Source organism: Yinghuangia sp. ASG 101, from assembly GCF_021165735.1.
Lineage (GTDB): Bacteria > Actinomycetota > Actinomycetes > Streptomycetales > Streptomycetaceae > Yinghuangia.
Map to the genome: position 1 here is coordinate 8,031,123 of NZ_CP088911.1, position 24,894 is coordinate 8,056,016.

Here is a 24,894-nt window from a genome sequence, read left to right on the forward strand (position 1 = left end):
CGATCGGTCGGCCCGGAGGTTGTCGCCGACGGTGCCGAGGTGACGCCCCTGACCGCCGCGCAGCGCGAGGTGTGGTTGGCGGAGCAACGCGCGGACGGCGACCCCGCGTACCGGATCGGCGAGTACCTGGACATCCGCGGTGCCGTCGACCCGACCGTCTTCGCGGAGGCCGTGCGCCGTCTGGTCGGCGAGGCCGACGCGCTGCGCTCCCGGATCGTCGAAACCCCGGACGGGCCCGCGCAGTTCGTGGGGGAGGCCCCCGACGCGCCGTTGACGTTCGTCGACGTCTCCGACCGGGACGATCCGCGGGCGGCGGCCCGCGCCTGGGTGGACCGCGACCTCGCACGGCCGCTCGACATCGCGCGCGGGCCGTGGTTCTCGTACGCGCTGATCAAGCTCGGCGACGACCGCTTCTGGTGGTTCCACAGCTACCACCACATCGCCATGGACGGCTACGCGTTCAACCTCGTCGTCCGGCGCCTCGCCGCCATCTACTCCGCGCTGGTCGCGGGAGCCGAGCCCCCGGCGACACCGCTCGGGCCGCTGCGCGAACTCGTCGGTGCGGACGAGGCCTACCGCGCGTCCGACGACTTCGCCGCCGACCGCGCCTACTGGACGGCGCTGCTCGCCGACCGCCCCCGGGCCCGGCTGCTGTCGGAGACGGCCGCGCCGCGCGATCCCGACCCCGAGCGGCGCACCGCACGCCGCACCCCGTTCCGCGCGCTGGCCGAGCCCGACGCGCTCGCCGCCGCCGCGCGGCGGTTCGGTGTGCCGCAGTCGCGGCTGCTGGTGGCGGCGGTGGCGGTGTACGCGCACCGGTTCACCGGCGCCCGGGACCTCGTGCTCGGGCTCGCGGTCACCGGACGCTCCGGCAGGCCGGCACGCCGCGTGCCCGGCATGATGTCGAATGTCGTGCCGCTGCGCCTGGAGGTCCGGCCCGGCACGACCCTCGGCGCGCTGGTCGCCGGGATCGACGCGCGGGTGCGCGAGGCGGTGGCGCACCAGCGGTACCGGGGCGAGGAGTTGCGGCGCGACCTGCGTCTGCCGGTGGCGTCCGGCGCGGCGTTCTCCCCCGTGGTGAACTTCATGGGGTTCGCGCAGGACGTCGCGTTCGGCGGGCACCCGGCGACGGCGTACAACGAGTCGATGGGTCCGATCACCGACCTGTCGGTGGGTGTGTGGGACCGCCGGGACGGCGAGGCCCCTTCGGTTGTCCTGCACGCCGACCCGGCCCGCTACGGAGACGCCGATCTGGCCGCCCACCAGGCCCGCATCCTGCGCCTCGTCGACGCCGTGGCCGGTGCCGAACCCGACTGCCCGCTCGATGACTTCGACCTCCTGCTCGTCGACGAGCCGCGCTCGGCCGTGGCGACCGCGCCGCGAACGGCCGGGAAACCGGCGACCGTTCCCGCACTGTTCGAGGCCCGCGTCCGGGCGACGCCGGACGAGACCGCACTCGTCGCCCGCGACGCCGACGGGGCCCGCGTGACGCTGACCTACGCGGAGTTGGACGCGCGGGCCACCAGGCTCGCGCGGGCGCTGCGCGCCCGCGGTGCGCGGCCGGAGCGGGTGGTCGGTGTGGCGCTGCCGCGCGGCGCGGACCTGGTGACGGCGATCCTTGCGGTGCTCAAGTCCGGTGCGGCGTATGTGCCGTTGGACCCGGACTACCCGCCGGCGCGGCTCGCCGCCCTGGTCGCCGACGTGCGGCCGGTGCTGGTGGTGACGACCGCCGAGGCGGCGCGCGCACACGGTTTCGACGCGCCCACCCTCGTCCCGGACGACCCGGGGACGCGGGAGCGGATCGCCGGGCTGCCCGACGTCCCGCCGACGTGGGCGGCGCCGTCGTCCGGGCATCCCGCGTACGTCATCCACACCTCGGGCTCGACCGGCCGTCCGAAGGGCGTCACCGTCACGCACGAGGCGCTGGCGAACCTCGTGACGGGCCAGAGCGCCGCGATGTTCGCGTCGGCGGCGGAGCGCACCGGGGCGCGGCCGTTGCGCGTCGCGTTGACGACGTCGGCGGCGTTCGACGCGTCGTGGGACCAACTGGCCGCGCTCGCCCACGGGCACACGCTGCACGTTGTGGACCGCGACACGTGGAACGACCCCGACGCGGTCGCCGCGTGGGTGGCGGCGGACGGCATCGACTTCCTCAACGCGCCCCCGGCGTGGATGGGCGCCCTCCTCGACCGCGGCGTGTTCGACCCGTCCCGCGGCGCGTGCCCGGCCGTGGCCGTCGTCGGCGGCGACGCCGTGCCGCCCGTGCTGTGGGAGCGCCTGGCCGCGCTGCCCGCCACCGCCGCGTGGAACTGCTATGGGCCCACCGAGTGCACCGTCGACGCGCTCGCGGCCCCCGTGCGGGGCGCGGCCCCGGTGATCGGCCGCCCGGTGCCCGGCGTGCGCGCGTACGTCCTCGACGCGGCGCTGCGGCCGATGCCGGTTGGCGTCGCCGGGGAACTGTACGTCGCGGGCGCGGGATTGGCGCGCGGCTACGCCGGCCGCCCGGCGGCGACGGCGGAGCGGTTCGTCGCCGATCCCCGCGCGACCGAACCGGGCGCCCGCATGTACCGCACCGGAGACCTGGCCCGCCTGCGCGCGGACGGGGCGCTGGAGTTCCTGGGCCGCACCGACGACCAGGTGCAGGTGCGCGGCTTCCGCGTCGAGCCGGGCGAGATCGAGGCCGTGCTGCGCGAGGAGCCCGGGGTCGCGCAGGCCGTCGTCGTCGCGCGCGACGACCGCCTGGTGGCCTACGTCGCACCCGCGAGCGCCGCGGGCCCCGAGGCGGAGCGCCGCCTGCGGGAGCGCCTGCCGCGCCACCAGGTGCCGTCGGCGGTCGTCGGCCTCGACGCGATGCCGCTGACCGCGACCGGCAAACTCGACCGCGCCGCGCTCCCCGCCCCGACGTGGGACGCCCGCGCCGCCGCGCCCGGCCGGATGCCGCGCACACCCGACGAGGTGGCCGTGGCCGGGCTGTTCGCGGAAGTCCTCGGCATGCCGCCCGGGCGCGTCGCCGCCGACGACTCGTTCTTCGACCTGGGCGGACACTCGCTCCTCGCGACGCGCCTGATCGCGCGCGTCCGGGCGGTGCTCGGCGTCGAAGCCGAGCTGCGCGCGCTGTTCGACGCGCCCACGGTCGCCGGTTTCGCGTCCCGGCTGCGCGGAGCCGGGGCGGCACGCCTCGCGCTGTGCCGCAGCGAGCCCCGCCCCGCGCACGTGCCGCTGTCGTACGCGCAGGGCCGCCTGTGGTTCCTGCACCGCGCCGGAGACCTCGGCGCGACGTACCACATCCCGTTCGCCCTGCGCCTGACCGGCGACCTCGCCCCCGACGCCCTGGCCCGGGCGCTGACCGACGTGGCGGCCCGCCACGAAAGCCTGCGCACGCTCGTCACCGAGCACGACGGGGCGCCCGTGCAGCGCGTGCTGCCCGCGGACGACGTCCGCGTCCCGCTGCCGGTCGTCGCGATCGCGCCGGAGGGCTTGGCCGCCGCACTCGCCGACGCGGCCCGCCGAGGCTTCGACCTCACGCGTGAGATCCCGCTGCGCGCCGCCCTGTTCGCGGTCGGCCCGGACGAACACGTGCTGCTGCTCGTGCTGCACCACATCGCGGGCGACGGCTGGTCCACGCAGCCGCTGGCCCGCGACCTGGCCGCCGCCTACGCGGCCCGCGCCGACGGCCGTGCCCCCGCGTGGGACCCGCTGCCGGTGCAGTACGCCGACTACACGCTGTGGCAGCGCGAACTGCTCGTCGGCGACGCGCTCGCCCGGACCCAACTCGACTACTGGACCACCGCGTTGGCCGGTCTTCCGCAGCGCGTCCTCCTGCCGTACGACCACCCCGCGCCGCCGGTCGCCGCCCGCCACGGCGACCAGGTGCCGCTGCGCGTCGACCCCCGACTCGCCGCCCGGCTGGGCGCGTTGGCCAGGAGCCGCGGCGTCAGCCTGCACATGGTGCTGCACGCGGCCCTCGCCGCGCTGTTGACGCGTCTCGGTGCGGGGACGGATGTGCCCATCGGGACGCCGGTCGCGGGGCGTTCGGACGCGGCGCTGGATGACCTGGTCGGGTTCTTCGTCAACACGCTGGTGTTGCGCACCGATACGTCGGGTGATCCGTCGTTCGGCGAACTCCTGGACCGGGTGCGGGAGTCGGCGCTGGGTGCGTACGCGCACCAGGACGCCCCGTTCGAACAGGTCGTCGAAGCGGTCAACCCCACCAGGTCGGCCGCCCACCACCCGCTGTTCCAGACGATGCTGGCGCTGCAGAACGCCCCCGCGGGCGACTTCGCCCTGCCCGGCCTCGCCGCCGAAACCGTGGTCGTCGGCACCGGGACCGCCAAGTTCGACCTGTTCTGGAATCTCACCGAGCAGCCGACGGACGGCGGCCTGGCCGGTGTCCTGGAGTTCCGCACCGACCTGTTCACCCGGGCGGGAGCCGAAGCCCTCGCGGCCCGCTGGCTTCGCGTGCTGCGCGCGGTCGCCGACGACCCGGCGCGGCCCATCGGCCGCATCGGTGTCCTGCTCGACGGCGAGGCCGACCGGGTCATGCCTGCGCCCCGGCCCGCCGCGCCCGCGCCCGCCCCCGCGGCCGGACACGCGGACACGCCGGTGGCGCGCTTCGCCGAGCAGGCCCGCTCGACCCCGGACCGCGTCGCGGTCGTCTGCGGCGCCGAATCCCTCACCTACGGCCGGCTCGACGCCCGCGCGAACCACATCGCGCACGCCCTGCACGCGCGCGGTGTGGGCCGGGAGGACCTGGTCGCCCTCGCGTTGCCCCGCTCACTCGACCTCGTGGCCGCCGTCCTCGCGGTGCACAAGGCCGGCGCCGCGTACCTGCCGCTCGACCCCGACGCGCCCGCCGACCGCCTCGCCCTGATCCTCGACGACGCCCGCCCGGCCCTGCTGCTCACCGACCGCGACACGGCGCCGCCCCACGGGTCGGCCGGCACCCCCCGCATCGTCCTGGACGATCCGGCCTTCCCTACCGAACTCGCCGGATACGACGAGGACTTCGCCTGCCCGGCCGCGGCCGGACCGGACAACGGCGCCTACGTCATCTATACGTCCGGTTCGACCGGCCGCCCCAAGGGCGTCGTGGTCACCCACCGCAACGTCATGCGGCTGTTCACCGCGACCGCGCCGGTGTTCGGCTTCGGACCCGACGACGTGTGGACCCTGTTCCACTCCTCCGCGTTCGACTTCTCCGTATGGGAACTCTGGGGCGCGCTGCTGCACGGCGGACGCCTCGTCGTCGTGCCGTTCGAGACCGCCCGGACCCCCGACCGCTTCCTGCGCCTGCTCGCGGAGGAACGCGTCACCGTCCTCAACCAGACCCCGTCCGCGTTCCACCAACTCGCCCGGGCCGACCGCGACGACCCCGAGACCGGCCGCCGACTCGCACTGCGCACCGTCGTGTTCGGCGGCGAAGCCCTCGATCCCACCCGGCTGCGCGACTGGTACGAGCGGCACGCCGACACCGCCCCGGCGCTCGTCAACATGTACGGCATCACCGAGACGACCGTGCACGTCACGCACGCCGCCCTCGGCCGCGACCACGCGGCCGACGGGACCGGCAGCGTCATCGGCGGCGCGATCAGCGACCTGCGCCTGTACGTCCTGGACGCCGCCCTCCAGCCGGTCCCGCCCGGTGTCCCCGGGGAGCTGTACGTCGCGGGCGGCGGCCTCGCGCGCGGCTACCTCGGCCGTCCGGGGCTGACCGCCGGGCGGTTCGTGGCCGACCCGTTCACCGGCGACGCCGGTGGCCGCATGTACCGCAGCGGCGACATCGTGCGGTGGCGCCCCGACACCGGCGGCGGCCTCGCGCTGGAGTACGTCGGGCGCGGCGACCAGCAGGTCCAGGTGCGCGGGTTCCGCGTCGAACCCGGCGAGATCGAGGCCGTCCTCGCGGCCCGCGACGAGGTCGCCCACGCGGTCGTCGTGGCGCGCCGCGAACGCGCCGACGACACACGCCTGGTCGCGTACGTCGTCCCCGAGACCGGCCGGACCGTCGACGCCGCGGCACTCCGCACACACACGCGCGGCCTCCTGCCGCACTACATGGTCCCCGCCGCCGTCGTCGTGGTCGACGCGCTCCCGCTGACCGTCAACGGCAAGCTGGACCGCTCGGCGCTCCCGGCACCGCGATGGGACGGCTCCGCCGACGCCGCGGGCCGCGCGCCGCGCTCGCCCGAAGAGCTGGTCGTCGCGGGGTTGTTCGCCGAGGTGCTGGGTGTCGCGATGGAGGGGGTGGGTGCGGGGGACTCGTTCTTCGATCTGGGTGGGCATTCGTTGTCGGCGGCGCGGCTGGTGGCGCGGGTGCGGGCCGTGTCGGGTGCGGAACTCGGGTTGCGGGATCTGTTCGACGCGCCGACGGTGGCCGGTCTGGCCGAGCGTGTGGCGGCGGCGGGGGTGTCGGAGCGTCCGGTGGTGCGGGCGGTGGGGGAGCGTCCGGCGGTGGTGCCGTTGTCGTTTGCGCAGCGGCGGTTGTGGTTTGTGGATCGGATGGGGGCGTGGCGGGCGGCGTACAACATCCCCTTCGCGCTGCGGTTGACGGGTGGGTTGGATCGTGCGGCGTTGGAGGCGGCGCTCGGTGACGTCATCGCACGGCACGAAAGCCTGCGCACGGTGTTCCCGGACACCGACGGCGTGCCCCGACAGCACATCCTGCCGCCGGACCGCTGCCGGATCGCGCTGCCGTCGCGGCAAACGGACCCCGGCGAACTCGACCGGCTGGTGGCCGAGACCGCCCGCCGCCCGTTCGACCTCGCCTCCGAACCACCGCTGCGCGCCGCCCTGTTCGCGGTCGACACCGACGAACACGTGCTGGTGCTCGTACTGCACCACATCGCGGGCGACGGCTGGTCCACCGTGCCGCTCACCCGCGACCTGGCCGCGGCGTACACCGCCCGCCGCGCGGGCGAGGTCCCCGGTCGGCCGGAACTGCCCGTGCAATACGCCGACTACACGCTGTGGCAGCACGAACTGCTCGGCGACCGCGACGACCCCGACAGCCTCGTCAGCCGTCAACTCGCCTACTGGCAACGCACCTTGGACGGCCTGCCGGACCGCATCACGCTGCCGTTCGCGCACCCGGTGCCGCTCGCCGCCGCCCCGGACGGCGACCGTGTGCCCATCCGCGTCGACGCCGAACTGCACGCCCGGTTGGGTGAGTTGGCGAGGCGTCGGGGGGCGAGCGTGCACATGGTGCTGCACGCCGCGTTGGCGGCGTTGTTGACGCGTCTCGGTGCGGGGACGGATGTGCCGATCGGGACGCCCGTGGCGGGGCGTTCGGATGCGGCGTTGGATGATCTGGTCGGGTTCTTCGTGAACACGCTGGTGTTGCGCACCGATACGTCGGGTGATCCGTCGTTCGGCGAACTCCTGGACCGGGTGCGGGAGTCGGCGCTGGGTGCGTACGCGCACCAGGACGCCCCGTTCGAACAGGTCGTCGAAGCGGTCAACCCCACCAGGTCGGCCGCCCACCACCCGCTGTTCCAGGTCATGCTCACCCTGGAGCACGGCGCTCCGCGACTCCCCGAACTGCCCGGCCTCGCCGTCGCGGAGACGCGGCTGTGGACGGACACCGCCAAGTACGACCTCACGTTCGCCCTGACCGATCCGGGGGACGGCGGGCTCACCGGCACGATCGAATTCCGCACCGACCTGTTCGACCGCGCCGCCGTCGCCGCCCTCGCGGAGCGCTGGCTGCGCGTCCTGACGGCCGTCGCCGCCGATCCGGGGCAATCCATCGGCCGGATCCCGATCCTCGCCCCCCGCGAGCACCGCGCGATCCTGGGCACCGCCACCGGTCCCGCCGCCGAGCCCGCGCGGACCTTCCCGGAGATGTTCGCCGCGCAGGTGCGCGCCACGCCCGACGCGACGGCCCTCGAAGGCGCGGACGGCGAACAGCTCACCTACCGCGAACTCGACGCCCGCGCCGCACGGGTCGCCCGCGCCCTCACCGCGCGCGGCATCGGCCCCGAAGACCTCGTCGCGATCACGCTGCCGCGCGGCGTGCCGCAGGTCGTCGCGGTGCTCGGCGTCCTCGCGTCCGGTGCCGCGTACCTGCCGGTCGACCCCCGGCTCCCCGAGGCGCGCCTGCGGCACCTCCTCGACGACGCCGCCCCGGCACTCGTCCTGGACGACGCGGCACCGATCTCCGGCGTGGCCGCGGGGCTCCCGCCCGGGCCGGGCGACGACGCGCGGGAGCCCCAGGCCGCCCCGGCGGCACTCCGGCCGGAGCACCCCGCCTACGTCATCCACACCTCCGGCTCGACCGGCCGCCCCAAGGGCGTCGTCGTGCCGCACACCGGCATCGCCAACCTCGCCGCGGAAAGCGCGCGGCTGGGCACAGGCCCCGGAAGCCGCGTCCTCCAATTCGCGTCCCCGAGCTTCGACATGGCCTTCTGGGACCTGGTCGTCGCGCTGCTGCACGGCGCCACACTGGTCCTCGCACCCGTCGACGACCCGCTGCGCGCCCTCACCGACCCCGGATCCCGCCTCACCCACGCACTCGTACCCCCGTCGGCGCTCGCCGCGCTCGGGGACGCGGACGTCACCGCCGGGTCGCTGGTGGTCGGCGGCGAGGCGTGCCCGGCCGACCTGGTCGCCCGCTGGGCAGCGAACCGGCGGCTGCGCAACGCGTACGGACCGTCCGAGACCACCGTCGTGGCGACCATGACCGGCCCCCTGGCGGCGGACGCCGCCGCGACGCCGCCGATCGGACGGCCGGTGACGGGCGCCCGCACCTACGTGCTCGACGCGGCCCTGCGGCCGGTCCCGTCGGGGGTGCCGGGCGAGCTGTACGTCGCCGGCCCGGGCCTCGCCCGAGGCTACCTGCGCCGCCCGGCGCTGACCGCCGAGCGGTTCGTGGCCGATCCACACGGCGCACCGGGCGCCGTCATGTACCGCACCGGCGACGTGGCCCGGGTGCGCCCCGACGGCGCCCTCGACTTCCTCGGGCGCGCCGACGACCAGGTCAAGGTACGCGGCTACCGCATCGAGCCGGGCGAGATCGAGACCGTGCTCGCCGACCACCCGGACGTCGCCCGCTCGGTGGTCCTCGCCCACGACAACCGCCTTGTGGCATACGTCGTTTCCGAGCCCGGCGCGGCCCCCGACACCTCGGCGCTGCGCGCTCATCTGGAGGCGCGCCTGCCCGGCTACATGGTGCCGTCGGCGTTCGTGCCACTGGACGAACTGCCGCTGCTGGTGAACGGCAAGCTGGACCGCGCCGCCCTGCCCGTGCCCACCTGGGACACCCCCGACACCCCCACGCGCGGACCGCGCTCGTCCGCCGAGGTGGCTCTCGCGGGGTTGTTCGCCGAGGTGTTGGGTGTCGCGGTGGAGCGGGTGGGTGCGGGGGACTCGTTCTTCGATTTGGGCGGGCATTCGTTGTCGGCGGCGCGGCTGGTGGCGCGGGTGCGGACCGTGTTGGGCGCGGAACTCGCTTTGCGGGACCTGTTCGACGCGCCGACGGTCGCGGGTCTCGCGGAGCGCGTCGCCCGAGCCGCCGCGGCCGAGCGTCCGGTGGTGCGGGCGGTGGGGGAGCGTCCGGCGGTGGTGCCGTTGTCGTTTGCGCAGCGGCGGTTGTGGTTCGTGGATCGGATGGAGGCGTTGGGGGCGGCGTACAACATCCCGTTGGCGCTGCGGCTGACGGGTGGGTTGGATCGTGCCGCGTTGGCGGCGGCGCTGGGTGATGTCGTGGCGCGCCACGAGAGCCTGCGCACGGTGTTCCCGGACACCGACGGCGTACCCCGGCAGCACATCCTGCCGCCCGGCGACACCCTTGTCCCGCTGCGCGTGACCGCCACGGAACCGGCCGACCTGACCGACCGCCTCGCCGCCGCCGCGCGCCGAGCCTTCGACCTCGCGGTCGAACCGCCGCTCCGCGCCGACCTCTTCGCGATCGGAGACGACGAGCATGTGCTCCTGCTGGTGGTGCACCACATCGCGGCTGACGGCTGGTCGGTCGGACCCCTGGCGCGCGACCTGGCCGCGGCGTATGTGGCGCGCCGTGACGGCACGCCCCCGTCCCACGGCCCCCTGCCGGTGCAGTACGCGGACTACGCCGTGTGGCAGCGCGACCTGCTGGGCGACCGCGCCGAGCCGGACAGCCTCCTGAGCCGCCAACTCGCGTACTGGAAAAGGACTCTCGACGGCCTGCCCGAGCACCTGGCCCTGCCCTTCGACCGCCCCCGCCCGCCCGTCGCGGGCCATGCCGGGGACCACGTCGCCCTCCACATCCGCGAGGAACTGCACGCCCGGTTGGGTGAGTTGGCGAGGCGTCGGGGGGCGAGCGTGCACATGGTGCTGCACGCCGCGTTGGCGGCGTTGTTGACGCGTCTCGGTGCGGGGACGGATGTGCCGATCGGGACGCCCGTGGCGGGGCGTTCGGATGCGGCGTTGGATGATCTGGTCGGGTTCTTCGTGAACACGCTGGTGTTGCGCACCGATACGTCGGGTGATCCGTCGTTCGGCGAACTCCTGGACCGGGTGCGGGAGTCGGCGCTGGGTGCGTACGCGCACCAGGACGCCCCGTTCGAACAGGTCGTCGAGGCGGTCAACCCCGCCCGGTCCCTCGCCCACCACCCCCTCTTCCAGGTCATGCTCGCGCTGCAGAACGCCTCCGACGGCGGCCTCGGCATTCCGGGGCTGGCCTCGGAGCCCGTCACCGTGGGCACGGCCACCGCCAAATTCGACCTGTTCTTCGCCGTGAGCCGGAACTCCGGCGATCCCCGCGGCGGGCTCGGCGTCGCGGTCGAGTACCGCACCGACGTGTTCGACCGCGCCACCGTGGCCACTCTCGCGGAGCGCTGGCTGCGCGTCCTCGACGCCGCATCCGCGGACCCCGGGCGCCCGATCAGCCGGATCGACATCCTCTCCCCGGACGAGCGCCGCACCCTCCTCGCGCTCCCGACCGCCCGCACCGCGCCCGCGCGGCCCGCCCGCCACGACACCGACACCGTCCCGGCCGGGTTCGAGGCCCAGGTACGCGCGATGCCGGACCAGGCCGCCGTCGAAGCCGCCGACGGCACCCGCACCTACCGTGAACTGAACACCGACGCCAACCGCATCGCGCACGCCCTCCTCGCGCGCGGCATCGGTGCCGAGGACGTCGTCGCCGTCGCGCTGCCACGCGGCACGGAACCGATCGCCGTGCTGCTCGGCATCCTCAAGGCCGGTGCCGCGTACATGCCCGTCGACACCGGACACCCGGCCGCTCGCGTGCGCCTCATGCTCGCCGAGACCCGGCCCGCGCTGCTGATCACCCGCACCGGCGCCCTGGACCCGTGCGGCCACGACGACACCGGCGTGCCGCTGCTGGCACTCGACACGCCGGACTGGGCCGCCGAAAGCGCGGCCCTGCCGACGCACGACCCGTCCGACGCGGACCTGCGGCACCCGCGGGACGCGCGGCATCCCGCGTACCTGATCTTCACCTCCGGTTCGACCGGCACCCCCAAGGCCGTCGGCATGCCCGCCGGCGCGCTGGCGAACCTGCTGCGCTGGCACCACGCCGCCGTGGGCGGCGGCGCGGGGACGCGCACCGCGCAGTTCACCGCCGTGGGTTTCGACGTGTCGGTGCAGGAGATCCTCTCCGCGCTGTGCCACGGCAAGACACTGTGCGTCCCCACCGAGGAACAGCGCCGCAGCGCCGAGCTGTTCGCGGTCTGGCTCGACGAGCGGCGGGTCGCGGAACTGTTCGCGCCGACGCTGGTGATCGAGGCGCTGGCCGAGGCCGCCGGGGAGGCCGGGCTCGACCTGCCCGCGCTGCGCACCATCGCGCAGGCGGGCGAGGCGCTGCGCATGACGGCCGGGTTGCGGGCGTTCCTGCGCCGCGTGCCGGGACGCGGCCTGCACAACCACTACGGGCCGGCCGAGACGCACGTCGTCACCGCCCACACCGTCCCGGCGGACGAGCACGGCGCGCTGCCGCCGATCGGGCGGCCGATCCCGGGCGCGCGTGTCTACATCCTGGACGCCGCGCTGAACCCTGTGCCGCCCGGCGTGGCCGGTGAGCTGTACGTCGCCGGGGAGGCCCTGGCACGCGGCTACCTCGGGCGTGCCGCCCTGACCGCGGAGCGCTTCGTCGCCGATCCGCACGCCCCGGTCGGGAACGCGGGCGCGCGCATGTACCGCACCGGCGACCTCGCCCGGTGGAACGCCCGCGGCGAGATCGAGTACCTGGGCCGCCGCGACCACCAGGTGAAGGTCCGCGGCTTCCGCGTCGAGCCGGGCGAGATCGAGTCCGTGCTGAGCCGCTGCGAAGGCGTCGCCCAGGCCGCCGTGGTGGCACGCCGGGCGGGGTCCGGAGACGTGCACCTGGTCGCCCACGTCGTGCGGTCCGCGCGGGGCGACGCGCCGGTGAGCCCCGAGCGGCTGCGGCACGCGCTGCGCGCGCAACTGCCGGACTACCTGGTCCCGTCGCTGTTCGTGCTGCACGACAAGCCGCTCCCGCTCACCGCCAACGGCAAGCTCGACCGGGCGGCGCTCCCGCTGGTGCCCGCGCCCCGCGACGGCGGAGACCCCGGCGGGCATGGAACGGCCGGAACCCCCGGACGCCCGCCCCGCACGCCCTACGAGCGCGTTCTCGCGGAACTGTTCGCCCGCGTCCTGGGCCTGCCCGAGGACGGCGTCGACGCGGACGCGGACTTCTTCGCCCTCGGCGGGCACTCGCTGCTCGCCACCCGCCTGGTGTCCCGGCTGCGCGCCCTGCTGGGCCTCGAACTGCCGCTGCGGGTGCTCTTCGAGACGCCGACCGTGGCCGGCCTGGCCGCCGCACTCGACGACGCCGACGCCGCGCAGCGCCCCGAACTCCGCCCGGTCGTACGGGAACCGGGCGAGCCGGTCGCGCTGTCGTCCGGGCAGCGGCGGCTGTGGTTCCTGCACCGCCTGGAAGGGCCCAGCGCGACCTACAACATGCCGCTGGTGCTGCGGCTGTCCGGCACACTCGACGCCGCCGCGCTGCACGACGCGCTCGGCGACGTCGTCGTCCGGCACGAGACGCTGCGCACCGTGCTCGGCGAGACCGCCGACGGCGTGCCCTACCAGCGCGTCCTGGCCCCCGAGGCGGGCCGCGCCGCCGCGGCGCTGCCGGTCGAGCCCGCCGACGGCGCCGACGCCGCCGCGCTCGCGGCCCGCGCCGCCGCGCACCGCTTCGACCTGACCCGCGACATCCCGCTGCGGGCCGCGGTGTTCGCGCTCGCCGCGGACGAACACGTGCTCGTCCTGACGCTCCACCACATCGCGTGCGACGGGTGGTCGCTGCGCCCGCTGTCCCGCGACCTCGCCGACGCGTACGCCGCACGGCTGGCCGGCCGCGCCCCGCAGTGGCCGGAACTCCCCGTCACCTACGCCGATTTCGCCGCCTGGCAGCGCGAACTCCTCGGGGACGGCCGCGATCCCGAGAGCATCACCGCGCGGCGCCTGGCCCACTGGCGCCGCGCCCTCGACGGGGCCCCCGAACTGCTGCGGCTGCCCGCCGACCGACCGCGCCCGCCCGTCGCCTCCGGGCGCGGCGGCCACCTCAGCGTGTACGCCGACGCCGACACGCACGCCGCGCTGACCGCCCTGGCCCGGCGCACCGGCGCGAGCCTGTTCATGGTGCTGAACGCCGGACTGGCCGCGCTGTTCACGCGCCTCGGCGCGGGCGACGACATCGTCGTGGGCACCCCCGCGGCCGGCCGGACCGATCCCGCGCTGGACGACCTGGTGGGCTTCTTCGTCAACACCCTCGTCCTGCGGACCGACACCTCAGGAGACCCGGACTTCGCCGAACTCCTCGGCCGCGTACGGGAGAACGCGCTGGCCGCGTACGCCCACCAGGACCTGCCGTTCGAACACCTGGTCGAGGAGCTGAACCCGGTGCGCTCGCCCGGGCACCACCCGCTGTTCCAGGTCATGCTGGGGCTGCAGAACGCCCCGGACGCCGACTTCACCCTGCCCGGCCTGCGGGTGCGCGGCGTACGCGTCGCCACCGGCACCGCACGCGTCGACCTGACCTTCAGCGTCGAGGAACGCCGCGACGCCCACGGCCGCCCGGCCGGCCTGGAGGCGGTCGTCGAATACGCGGCCGACCTGTTCGACCACGACACCGTCGCGACCCTCGCCCACCGGTGGCTGCGGCTCCTGGCCGCCGCCGCCGAGGACCCCGGCACCCCGATCAGCCGACTGCCGCTGCTGACCCCCGACGAGAAGCGGAAGCTGACCGCGACCGGCGACGACTGCCACAACCCCGCGACCCGGGACGACCTCGCCCCGGCCTCCTTCCCGGCGCTGTTCGCGACCCGGGTCGCCGAGCGGGGCGACGCCCCGGCGCTCGCGTGCGCCGGCACCGAGGTGTCCTACCGCGAACTGGACGCGCTGGCCGACCGGTTCGCGCGCGACCTGCGGGCGCGCGGCATCGGCCGCGAGGACGTGGTGGCGCTGGTGCTGCCGCGCTCCGTCGCCTGGGTGGTCGCGGTGCTGGGGGTGCTGAAGGCGGGCGCGGCCTATCTGCCCGTCGACCCGGCCTACCCGCGCGACCGCATCGATTTCATGCTGGCCGACGCCCGCCCGGCCCTGGTGGTCGACGACCCGACCCAGGTCACCGTGCCCGTGCGCGACGGCGGCCCCGAACCCGCCGCGAGCCCCGCGCGGGACGCCCGCCCCGGAAGGCCGCCGACCGCCCCGGCGCGGGCCGCCGACCCCGAGGTGCCGATCGACCCGGCGCAGGCCGCGTACGTCATCTACACCTCCGGCTCGACCGGCCGCCCCAAGGGCGTGGTCGTCAGCCACACCGGCGTCGCGAGCCTCGCGGCGAGCCAGATCGGCCGGCTGCGGCTCGACGGCACCGCCCGGGTCCTGCAACTGTCCAGCCCCAGCTTCGACGCGTCCTTCTGGGACCTGTGCGCGGCTCTTCTGTCCGGTGCGGTGTTGGTGTTGGCGCCGGTGGAGGATCCGTTGTCGGGGTTGGGGGACGGGTCGGTGACGCATGCGACGGTGCCGCCGTCGGCGTTGGCGGCGGTTGCCGGGGGTGTGGGTGCGGGGTTGCGGACGTTGGTGGTGGCGGGGGAGGCGTGTGCGCCGGAGTTGGTGGCGCGGTGGGCTCCGGGGCGGCGCATGGTGAATGCGTACGGCCCGACCGAGACCACGGTCTGCGCCACCATGAGCGAACCGCTCGATCCGCCCGCCGACGGAGCCGCGCCGATCGCGCCGCCCATCGGCCGGGCCATCACCAACGCCCGGGTGTACGTGCTGGACGCGGCGCTGCGCCCGGTCCCGGTCGGCGTGCCCGGCGAGCTGTATGTGGCGGGCGCCGGTGTCGCGCGGGGCTACCTGGGGCGTACGGGGTTGACGGCGTCGCGGTTCGTCGCGGATCCGTTTGCGCCCGCGGGGAGTTCGGGGGCGCGCATGTATCGCACGGGGGATGTGGCGCGGTGGAACCGGGACGGTGTCCTGGACTATCTCGGGCGGACCGACGACCAGGTCAAGGTCCGCGGCTACCGCATCGAGCCCGGCGAGATCGAGGCCGCGCTGACCACCCACCCCGCGGTCGCGCACGCCGCCGTCGTACCCCACGGCACCGACCGCCTCGCCGCCTACCTCGTGCCCGCCGAAGGCACCGCGATGCCGACGCCCGCGCGGCTCAGGGACCACGTGGGCGGCATGCTGCCGCCGCACATGGTGCCCGCCGCGTTCGTCGTCCTCGACGCGCTGCCGGTCACCGCCAACGGCAAACTCGACCGCGCCGCGCTGCCCGCCCCCACACCGCGCGACACCGCCCGCGACCGGGGCCGCGCCCCGGCGACCGCGCCGGAGCGCGCCCTCGCCGACCTGTTCGCCGACGTCCTCGGCACCGGCGAGATCGGCGCCGACGACTCGTTCTTCGACCTGGGCGGGCACTCGCTGCTCGCCGCCAAACTCGTCGCACGGGTGCGGGCCGTCCTCGGCGTGGAACTCGACCTGCGCACGGTGTTCGAGGCGCCGACCGTCGCCGCGCTGGCGCCGCGCCTCGACCCGGCGTCCGGGACCCGCCCGGCCCTCGTCCGGCGCGAGCGCCCCGCGACCGTGCCGCTGTCGTACGCGCAGCGCCGCCTGTGGTTCCTGCACCGCATGGAGGGGCCGAGCGCCACCTACAACATCCCGCTCGTCCTGGAGCTGGCCGGAAACCTCGACCACACGGCCCTGGAACGCGCGTTGGGCGACGTCGTGGCCCGGCACGAGAGCCTGCGCACGCTCTTCCGCGACCGCGCCGGAGTGCCGTACCAGCACGTCCTGGACGCCGACGCGTCCCGACCACCGCTGCCCGCGCCCGAGCCCGTCGACCCGGCGGACCTGCCCCGCGCGCTCGCCGACGCCGCCCGGCAACCCTTCGACCTCGCCCACGAAATCCCGCTGCGGGCCCGGTTGTTCGCCTCGGCCGAGAACCGGCACACGCTGCTGCTGGTGGTGCACCACATCGCCGGCGACGGCTGGTCCACCGCACCGCTGGCCCGCGACCTCGCCACCGCGTACGCCGCCCGCGTCGACGACCGCGCGCCCGGCTGGGCGCCGCTGCCGGTGCACTACGCCGACTACACGCTGTGGCAGCACGACCTGCTCGGCGACCGCGACCACCCGGACAGCCGGTTCGCCGGGCAACTCGCCTACTGGCGGCGCGCGTTGGCCGGATCCCCCGAACTGCTGCGGCTGCCCGCCGACCGGCCGCGCCCGCCCGCGGCGACGTTCCGCGGCGGCGTCGCGGCCGTCGGCCTCGACGCCGGCCTGCACACCGCGCTCACCGCGCTCGCCCGCGAATGCCGGGCGAGCCTGTTCATGGTGCTGCACGCGGGACTCGCCGCGGTCCTCACCCGGCTCGGCGCCGGAACCGACATCCCCGTAGGCAGCCCCATCGCCGGACGGACCGACCACGCCATGGACGACATGGTCGGCTTCTTCGTCAACACCCTCGTGCTGCGCACCGACACCTCCGGCGACCCCACGTTCCGCGAACTGATCGGGCGCGTCCGGGAGAACGCGCTCGGCGCCTACGCCCACCAGGACCTGCCGTTCGAGCACCTGGTCGAGGAACTGAACCCGACGCGTTCCCCCGGGCACCACCCGCTGTTCCAGGTGCTGCTCGCCCTGCAGAACGCCCCCATGGGCGAGTTCACCCTGCCCGGACTGGACGTCCGGGCCACGTCGGTGTCGACCGGCACCGCCAAGTTCGACCTCGGCCTGAGCCTCGCCGAGACCTTCGACGACGGCGGCGCGCCCGCCGGGGTCATCGGCGCGGCCGAGTACGCGACCGACCTGTTCGACCCGGAGACCGCCGAGGCGATCGTGGCACGCTGGATCGGCCTGCTGGCCTCGGCCGCCGCCGCCCCCGACGTCCCGCTCGGCCGCGTCGACCTGCTGCGCGGCGACGAACGCGCCGCCGTGCTGGCCGCGTCGCACGGCGCGACGCACCCCGACGACCCGGACGCGTGCGTGCCGGCGCTGTTCGCCGCACGCGCCGCGCGATGCCCGTCCGCCCCCGCCCTCGTGAGCGGCGACGCCCGGCTCACCTACCGCGAACTGGACGCGCTCGCCAACCGGTTCGCGCGCGACCTGCTGGCGCGCGGGGTCGGGCGCGAGGACATCGTGGCGCTCGTCCTGCCGCGCTCGGTCGCGTCGGTCGTCGCGGTGCTGGGGGTGCTGAAGGCGGGCGCGGCCTATCTGCCCGTCGACCCGGCCTACCCGCGTGACCGCATCGACTTCATGCTGGCCGACGCCCGCCCGGCGTTCGTCGTCGACGACCCGGTGCAGGTCCTCGACACCGCCGCGTACGCCGCCGCCGACCCCGAGGTGCCGATCGACCCGGCGCAGGCCGCGTACGTCATCTACACCTCCGGCTCGACCGGCCGCCCCAAGGGCGTCGTCGTCAGCCACGCGGGCGTGCCCAACCTCGTCGCCGCCCAGACCGAGCGCTTCGCGATCGGCGCGGACGACCGCGTCCTCCACCTGGCGTCGCCCAGCTTCGATGCGTCCGTGTCCGAGATCTTCACCGCTCTTCTGTCCGGTGCGGTGTTGGTGTTGGCGCCGGTGGAGGATCCGTTGTCGGGGTTGGGGGATGGGTCGGTGACGCATGCGACGGTGCCGCCGTCGGCGTTGGCGGCGGTTGCCGGGGGTGTGGGTGCGGGGTTGCGGACGTTGGTGGTGGCGGGGGAGGCGTGTGCGCCGGAGTTGGTGGCGCGGTGGGCTCCGGGGCGGCGCATGGTGAATGCGTACGGCCCCACCGAGACCACCGTCTGCGCCACCATGAGCACACCGCTGCACGCCCCGGAGCGGGGAACCCCGGCCGCCGCACCGCCGATCGGCCGTCCCATCCGCAACAGCCGCGTGTACGTGCTGGACGCGGCGCTGCGCCCGGTCCCGGCCGGCGTCCCGGGCGAGGTGTATGTCGCCGGACCCGGTGTCGCGCGGGGCTACCTGGGGCGTCCGGGGTTGACGGCGTCGCGGTTCGTCGCGGATCCGTTTGCGCCCGCGGGGAGTTCGGGGGCGCGTATGTATCGCACGGGGGATGTGGCGCGGTGGAACCGGGACGGTGTCCTGAACTATCTCGGGCGGACCGACGACCAGGTCAAGGTCCGCGGCTACCGCGTCGAGCCCGGCGAGATCGAGGCCGCGCTGACCGCCCACCCCGCGGTCGCGCACGCCGCCGTCGTACCCCACGGCACCGACCGCCTCGCCGCCTACCTCGTGCCGGCGGACACCGGTCGCAGCACGCACCGGGAGGACGAACACGTCGGCACCTGGCGCGAGACCTACGACGCGCTGCCACTCGACCACGAGACCCATCCGCTGCCCGGCGCCGACGACTTCACGGGCTGGAACGACAGCTACGACGGCGCCCCCATCCCCACCCCCGCGATGTGCGCCTGGCGCGACGGCACGGTCGCGCGCGTGCTCGCCCTGCGGCCCCGCCGCGTCCTCGAAATCGGGGTCGGCACCGGCCTGTTGCTGTCCCGCATCGCACCGCACTGCGTGAGCTACCGGGCCACCGACTTCTCGGCGACCGCGATCGCCGCGCTGTCCCGCCGCGTCGCCGCCGACCCCGTGCTGCGCGACCGCGTGCACCTCGGCACGCGGCCCGCACACGACCTCGACGGGCTGCCCGCGGGCGAGTTCGACACGATCGTCGTCAACTCCGTGGCGCAGTACTTCCCGTCCGGCGCCTACCTCGACGACGTGGTGGCCCGCCTCGTCTCCCTGCTCGCGCCCGGGGGCGCGCTGTTCCTCGGCGACGTCCGCGATCTCCGGCTCCACCGCCGCCTCGTGACGGCCGTTCAGATCCACCGCGCCCGCCCGGGGGCGACCGCCGCCCAGGTGCGCCGCGCCGCCGACCACGCACTGGCGACCGAACGCGAACTCCTCGTCGACCCCCGGATGTTCGCGGACCTACCGGACCGGCTGCCGGACATCGCGGCGGTCCGCATCGAGGCCAAGCCCGGCGGCTACGACAACGAACTCAGCCGCTACCGCTACGACGTCGTCCTCCGCCGCCGCGACCCTGCGGCCCCGGAGCCGCCCGCCGCGGTGACCACCGACGCCGCATGGGACGACCTCCCCGCCGTCGAACGGTTGCTCGCCGCGCGCCCCCCGGGACACGTTGTGCGGCTCGCCGGGGTGCCCCACACCCGCCTCGCCGTCGACACCGCCCGCGAACGCGCACTGCGGGACGCCGCCGACGGCGACCCCGTGGCCCGTGTCCGCACGCGCGCCGACGACTCCCGCGACACCGCGGGGGCACCCGGCCCCGACACCTTCGCGACCACGGCCGAACACCACGGCTGCGTCGCGGTCGTCGCGTGCTCCCCGCACGACGCGGACACCGTCGACGTCTACTTCGCCGACGACGTCCGCGCGGTCGACGCCGCATGCGTCCGGGCCTGGCACACCGCGTCCGAGGGCGCCGACCGGACCGACGCACGACCCCCGCTCACCAACGACCCCACGCGCGCCCGGCACCGCACCGAACTGCCGCGCGCGCTGCGCACCTGGCTCGCCGACAGGCTGCCGGACCACCTCGTGCCGTCCGCGTTCGTGGTCGTGGACGCGCTGCCGTACACCGCGCACGGCAAACTCGACCGCGCCGCCCTGCCCGCGCCCCACGCGGACACGGACTCCGCCGGCCGGGAACCGCGCACGCCCGAAGAGCAGGTGCTCGCCGACCTGTTCGCGGACGTCCTCGGCGTCGCCCGCGTCGGGATCGACGACAGCTTCTTCGACCTGGGCGGCCACTCGCTGCTCGCGACCCGCCTGGCGTCCCGCGTCCGCACGCTGCTCGGCACGGAACTCGACGTCCGCGCCCTGTTCGAGACCCCGACCGTCGCCGGGCTCGCGGCGGCCCTGCGCGCCGGCGGGACCACCCGGCCCGCCCGGCCGCCGCTGCGGCCCGCGCGGCGCCCGGAGCGGTCGCCGCTGTCGTTCGCGCAGCGCCGCCTGTGGTTCCTCCGGGAACTCGACGGCGACGACGCCACCTACCACATGCCCTTCGCCCTGCGCCTCTCCGGGACGCCGGACCTCGGTGCGCTGCGGGCCGCGCTCGGCGACGTCGTCGCCCGGCACGAGAGCCTGCGCACGGTCTTCCGCACCGACGCCGGGACGCCGTACCAGCACATCCTGAGCCCGGACGAGGCCCGGCCCGACCTGCCAGTGATCCCGCTGCCGGACGGCGACGAGGGCGCGCTCGCCCGACACGCCACCGCACCGTTCGACCTGGCGAACGAACCACCCTTCCGCGCCCACCTGTTCGTCCTCGGGCCCACGGAACACATCCTGCTGCTCGTCGTCCACCACATCGCCTGCGACGGCTGGTCGATGGGCCCCCTCGCCCGCGACCTCGCCACCGCCTACGCGGCCCGGCACGGCGGCGAGGAGCCCGCGTGGACGCCGCTGCCCGTGCAATACGCCGACTACACGCTCTGGCAGCGCGACCTGCTCGGCGACGACGCCGACACCGACAGCCGCTTCGCCCACCAAATCGCCTACTGGAAGGACGCGTTGGCGGGACTGCCCGACGCCGTCGACCTGCCCGCCGACCGCCCCCGGCCCCCCGCCGCCAGTCGCCGCGGCGGCGTGCTGCCCGTCGCGCTCGACGCCGAACTGCACGCCCTGCTGCGGGACATCGCGGCACGCCACGGCACCAGCATGTTCATGGTGCTCCAAGCCGGCCTGGCCGCGCTGCTGACCCGCATGGGCGCCGGGACCGACATCCCCGTCGGCAGCCCGATCGCGGGACGCACCGACGACGCCCTCGACGACCTCGTGGGCTTCTTCGTCAACACGCTGGTGCTGCGCACCGACACCTCCGGCGACCCCTCCTTCGCCGACCTCCTCGCCCGGGTCAAGGACGCGTCCCTGGCCGCGTACGCCCACCAGGACGTGCCGTTCGAATACCTCGTCGAGACGCTCAACCCCGCCCGGTCCCTCGCCCACCACCCCCTCTTCCAGGTCATGCTGGCCCTCCAGAACGCCCCCACCGGGGAGTTCCGGCTCACCGGCCTGCGCACCGAACCCCTCGCCGTGGCCACCGGGACCGCCCGCGTCGACCTCACCCTCACCCTCGAGGAGCGCCACACGCCCGACGGCGAACCGTGCGGCATCGCCGGAGCCGTCGAATACGCGTGCGACCTGTTCGACCCCGACACCGTGCGCGCGCTGTTCGTGCGCTGGACGCGCCTGCTGCGCACCGTCGCCGCCGACCCCGGCACCCGCATCGGCGCGATCGACCTGCTCACCGACGACGAGGCCGACGCCTTCACGGCCACCGCGCCGGGCGCGGGCGTGCCCGACGACGCCTGGCTCCCCGCCGAGTTCGCCCGGTGCGCCCGGTCGCGGCCCACCGCGGTGGCCGTCCAGGACGGCGAAACCGCCGTCACGTACCGGGAGTTGGACGAACGCAGCACCGTGCTGGCGCACGCGCTCGCCGCCCAGGGCGTCCGGCCCGGCGACGCGGTGGCGCTGCTGCTCGACCGCTCGGCCGACCTCATCGCCGCCGTCCTCGCGATCGTCAAGGCGGGCGCCGCGTACGTCCCGCTCGACCCGCGCTTCCCCTCCGCCCGCGTCGACCTGATCCTGCGCCGCACCGGGGCCCGGGTGCTCCTCACCCACGACGTGCTCAGCGCGATGGAGGACGAGGCACGCCGCACCGGAACCACCGCGGAGCCGCCGCCCGCCCCCACCGGCCACCCGCGTGCGACCGCGTACGTCATGTACACGTCCGGCTCCACGGGAGAACCCAAGGGCATCGCGGTCACCCACCACGACGTCGCCGCGCTCGCGCTCGCCGCGACCTGGCGCGGCGGCGCCCACGAGCGCGTGCTGCTCTACGCGCCGACCGCGTTCGACGCGTCGACGTACGAGATGTGGGCGCCCCTGCTCGGCGGCGGCACTATCGTCGTCGCCCCGCCGGGGCACCTGGACGCCGACGACCTCCGCGCGGTGATCCGGCGGCACCGGGTCACCGGACTGTGGCTGACCGCCGGGCTCTTCCAGATCGTCGCGGAACGCCTCCCCGACTGCTTCGCGGGCGTCGCCGAGGTCTGGACGGGCGGCGACGTCGTCCCGCCCGGCGCGGTCGCCCGCGTGCTGCGCGCGTGCCCCGGCACCACCGTGGTCAACGGCTACGGCCCCACCGAGACCACCACGTTCGCGGCGCACCACAAGGTCACCGGGGAACCCGGCGCCGACCAGCCGGTGCCGATCGGCCGGCCGATGCCCGGCATGCGGCTGTACGTCCTCGACGGCGCGCTGCGGCCGGTCCCGCCCGGCGTCGTCGGTGAGCTGTACATCGCCGGCGACGGCGTGGCCCGCGGCTACCACGGCGACCCGAGGCGCACCGCGGAGCGGTTCGTCGCCGACCCGTGGGGCTCCGCCGGGCAGCGCATGTACCGCACCGGCGACCTGGTGCGCCGACGGGCGGGCGGCGCGCTCGACTTCGTCGGCCGCGCCGACCACCAGGCCAAACTCCGCGGCTTCCGGCTCGAACCCGCCGAGATCGAGACCGCGCTCGCGGCCTGCCCGGGCGTCGCCCAGGCGGTCGCGCTGGTGCGCGAGGACCGGCCCGGAGACAAGCGGCTGACGGCGTACATCGTCCCGGCGCGCGGGAGCGGCGACGGCACGACGGGCGGCCCCGCGACCGCCGACGCCGCCGCGTCGGAAGGGCCCGACCTCGACCCCGCCGAACTCGCCGCCGAACTCGCCGCCGGGCTGCGGCGCGTCCTGCCCGAGTACATGGTCCCGTCGGTCTTCGTCGTACTCGACGCCCTGCCGCTCAACCCCAACGGCAAGGTCGACCGCACGGCACTCCCCGTCCCCGGCGACGACGACACGGCGGCGGGCACCGGACGCCTCCCGCGCACGCCGCAGGAACAGATGCTGTGCGACCTGTTCGCCGCCGTGCTCGGCCGCGAACAGGTCCACATCGACGACGACTTCTTCGCCCTGGGCGGGCACTCCCTCCTCGCCGCGCGCCTCGCCGGGCGCATCAAGGACACCCTCGGCGTCCCCCTGGGCCTGCGCACGCTCTTCGAGGCACCGACCGTCGCGGGGCTCGCCGCCCGGCTCGACGTCGACAACCTCGACGACGCGTTCGAGGTCGTCCTCCCGCTGCGCCCGCACGGCCGGAGGCTGCCGCTGTGGTGCGTCCACCCGGGCGGCGGCATCAGCTGGTCGTACTGCGGCCTGATGAACCACATCAGCCCCGACCAGCCGGTGTACGCCCTCCAGGCGCGGAGCCTGGCCCGCCCCGAGCCGAGGCCCACCACCATCGAGGAGATGGCCGCCGACTACGCGGACCAGGTCCAGAAGGTCCAGCCGGACGGCCCCTACCAACTCCTCGGCTGGTCGGCGGGCGGGCTCATCGCGCACGCGATGGCGGTGGAACTGCGCCGCCGGGGCGAGGAGACCGCGCTGCTCGCGATCCTCGACGCGTACCCGGTCGGCGAGGTCGACTTCGACGAGCCGCCGGTGCCCACCGAACGCGACGTGCTCGTCGGCATCCTGGACTGCGACCCCGAGGAACTCGGCGCGGGCCCGGTCACGTTCGACGAGGTCGCGGAGATCCTGCGCAAGCGCGGCAGCGCGCTCGCGGGCCTGGAGCCGCACCACATCGAGGCCGTCGTCGCCATCATGATCAACAACGCCCGGCTGGCCCTGGACTTCGTCCCGGGCGTCTTCGACGGCGACCTGCTGCTGTTCAACTCCACGATCGACCGCGAGGCGGACTCGCCCGGCGCGCACTCCTGGCAGCCGTACATCGCCGGAGACGTGGACACCCACGACGTGGCCACGCGGCACGACCGCATGACCCAACCCGGCTCGCTCGCCCAGATCGGCCCCGTACTGGCCGCCCGTCTGGACCGCGTGGCCGAACACCCGGCGGCCCGCCCGGCCGCCGACGACCCCCACCACCCCACGAAGGAAGGGCGACACCCGTGAGCGACACCACGAACCCGTTCGAGGACGAGGACGCGCGCTACCTGGTCCTGGTCAACCACGAGGACCAGTACTCGCTGTGGCCCGCCTCGATCGACGTCCCGGCGGGCTGGCGCGTCGACCACCCCGAGGACACCCGCCAGGCCTGCCTCGACCACATCGAGCGGACCTGGACCGACATGCGGCCCCGCAGCCTGGTCGAGGCCATGGGCGACTCCGGCGACCGCGTGCCGGCCGAACACTGACGGGAGCGACGGTGACCGCCACCACGCACGGCGAAACGGACCCGGGCCCGCCCCCCGGGACCGCATCCCGGCCGGGCTCGCCGACCCGACCGGTCGGTGGGCCGCCGGGGCCGGAGGGCCCGCCGCCCTCGACGGATGAGGGGCCGGGCCCGTCGCCGCACGGCGTCGGGGCGCCGTCCCGACCGGCCGACACGGACCATCCGGCGGGCGACAC

2 protein-coding genes are annotated in these 24,894 nt (G+C 75.5%); both read left to right on the forward strand.

All coding sequences use genetic code 11. The annotated features are described in order from the left end of the window. Positions 1-39: 39 nt before the first annotated feature. Entirely contained in the window at positions 40-24,438 is a 24,399-nt protein-coding gene (locus tag LO772_RS34440; protein WP_231775966.1) for a non-ribosomal peptide synthetase, read from the forward strand. Next, complete coding sequence (locus tag LO772_RS34445; protein WP_231775967.1) at positions 24,435-24,680, forward strand: MbtH family protein; 246 nt, start codon at positions 24,435-24,437, stop codon at positions 24,678-24,680. Before LO772_RS34440 ends, LO772_RS34445 begins: the two co-directional genes overlap by 4 nt. Positions 24,681-24,894: the final 214 nt, after the last annotated feature.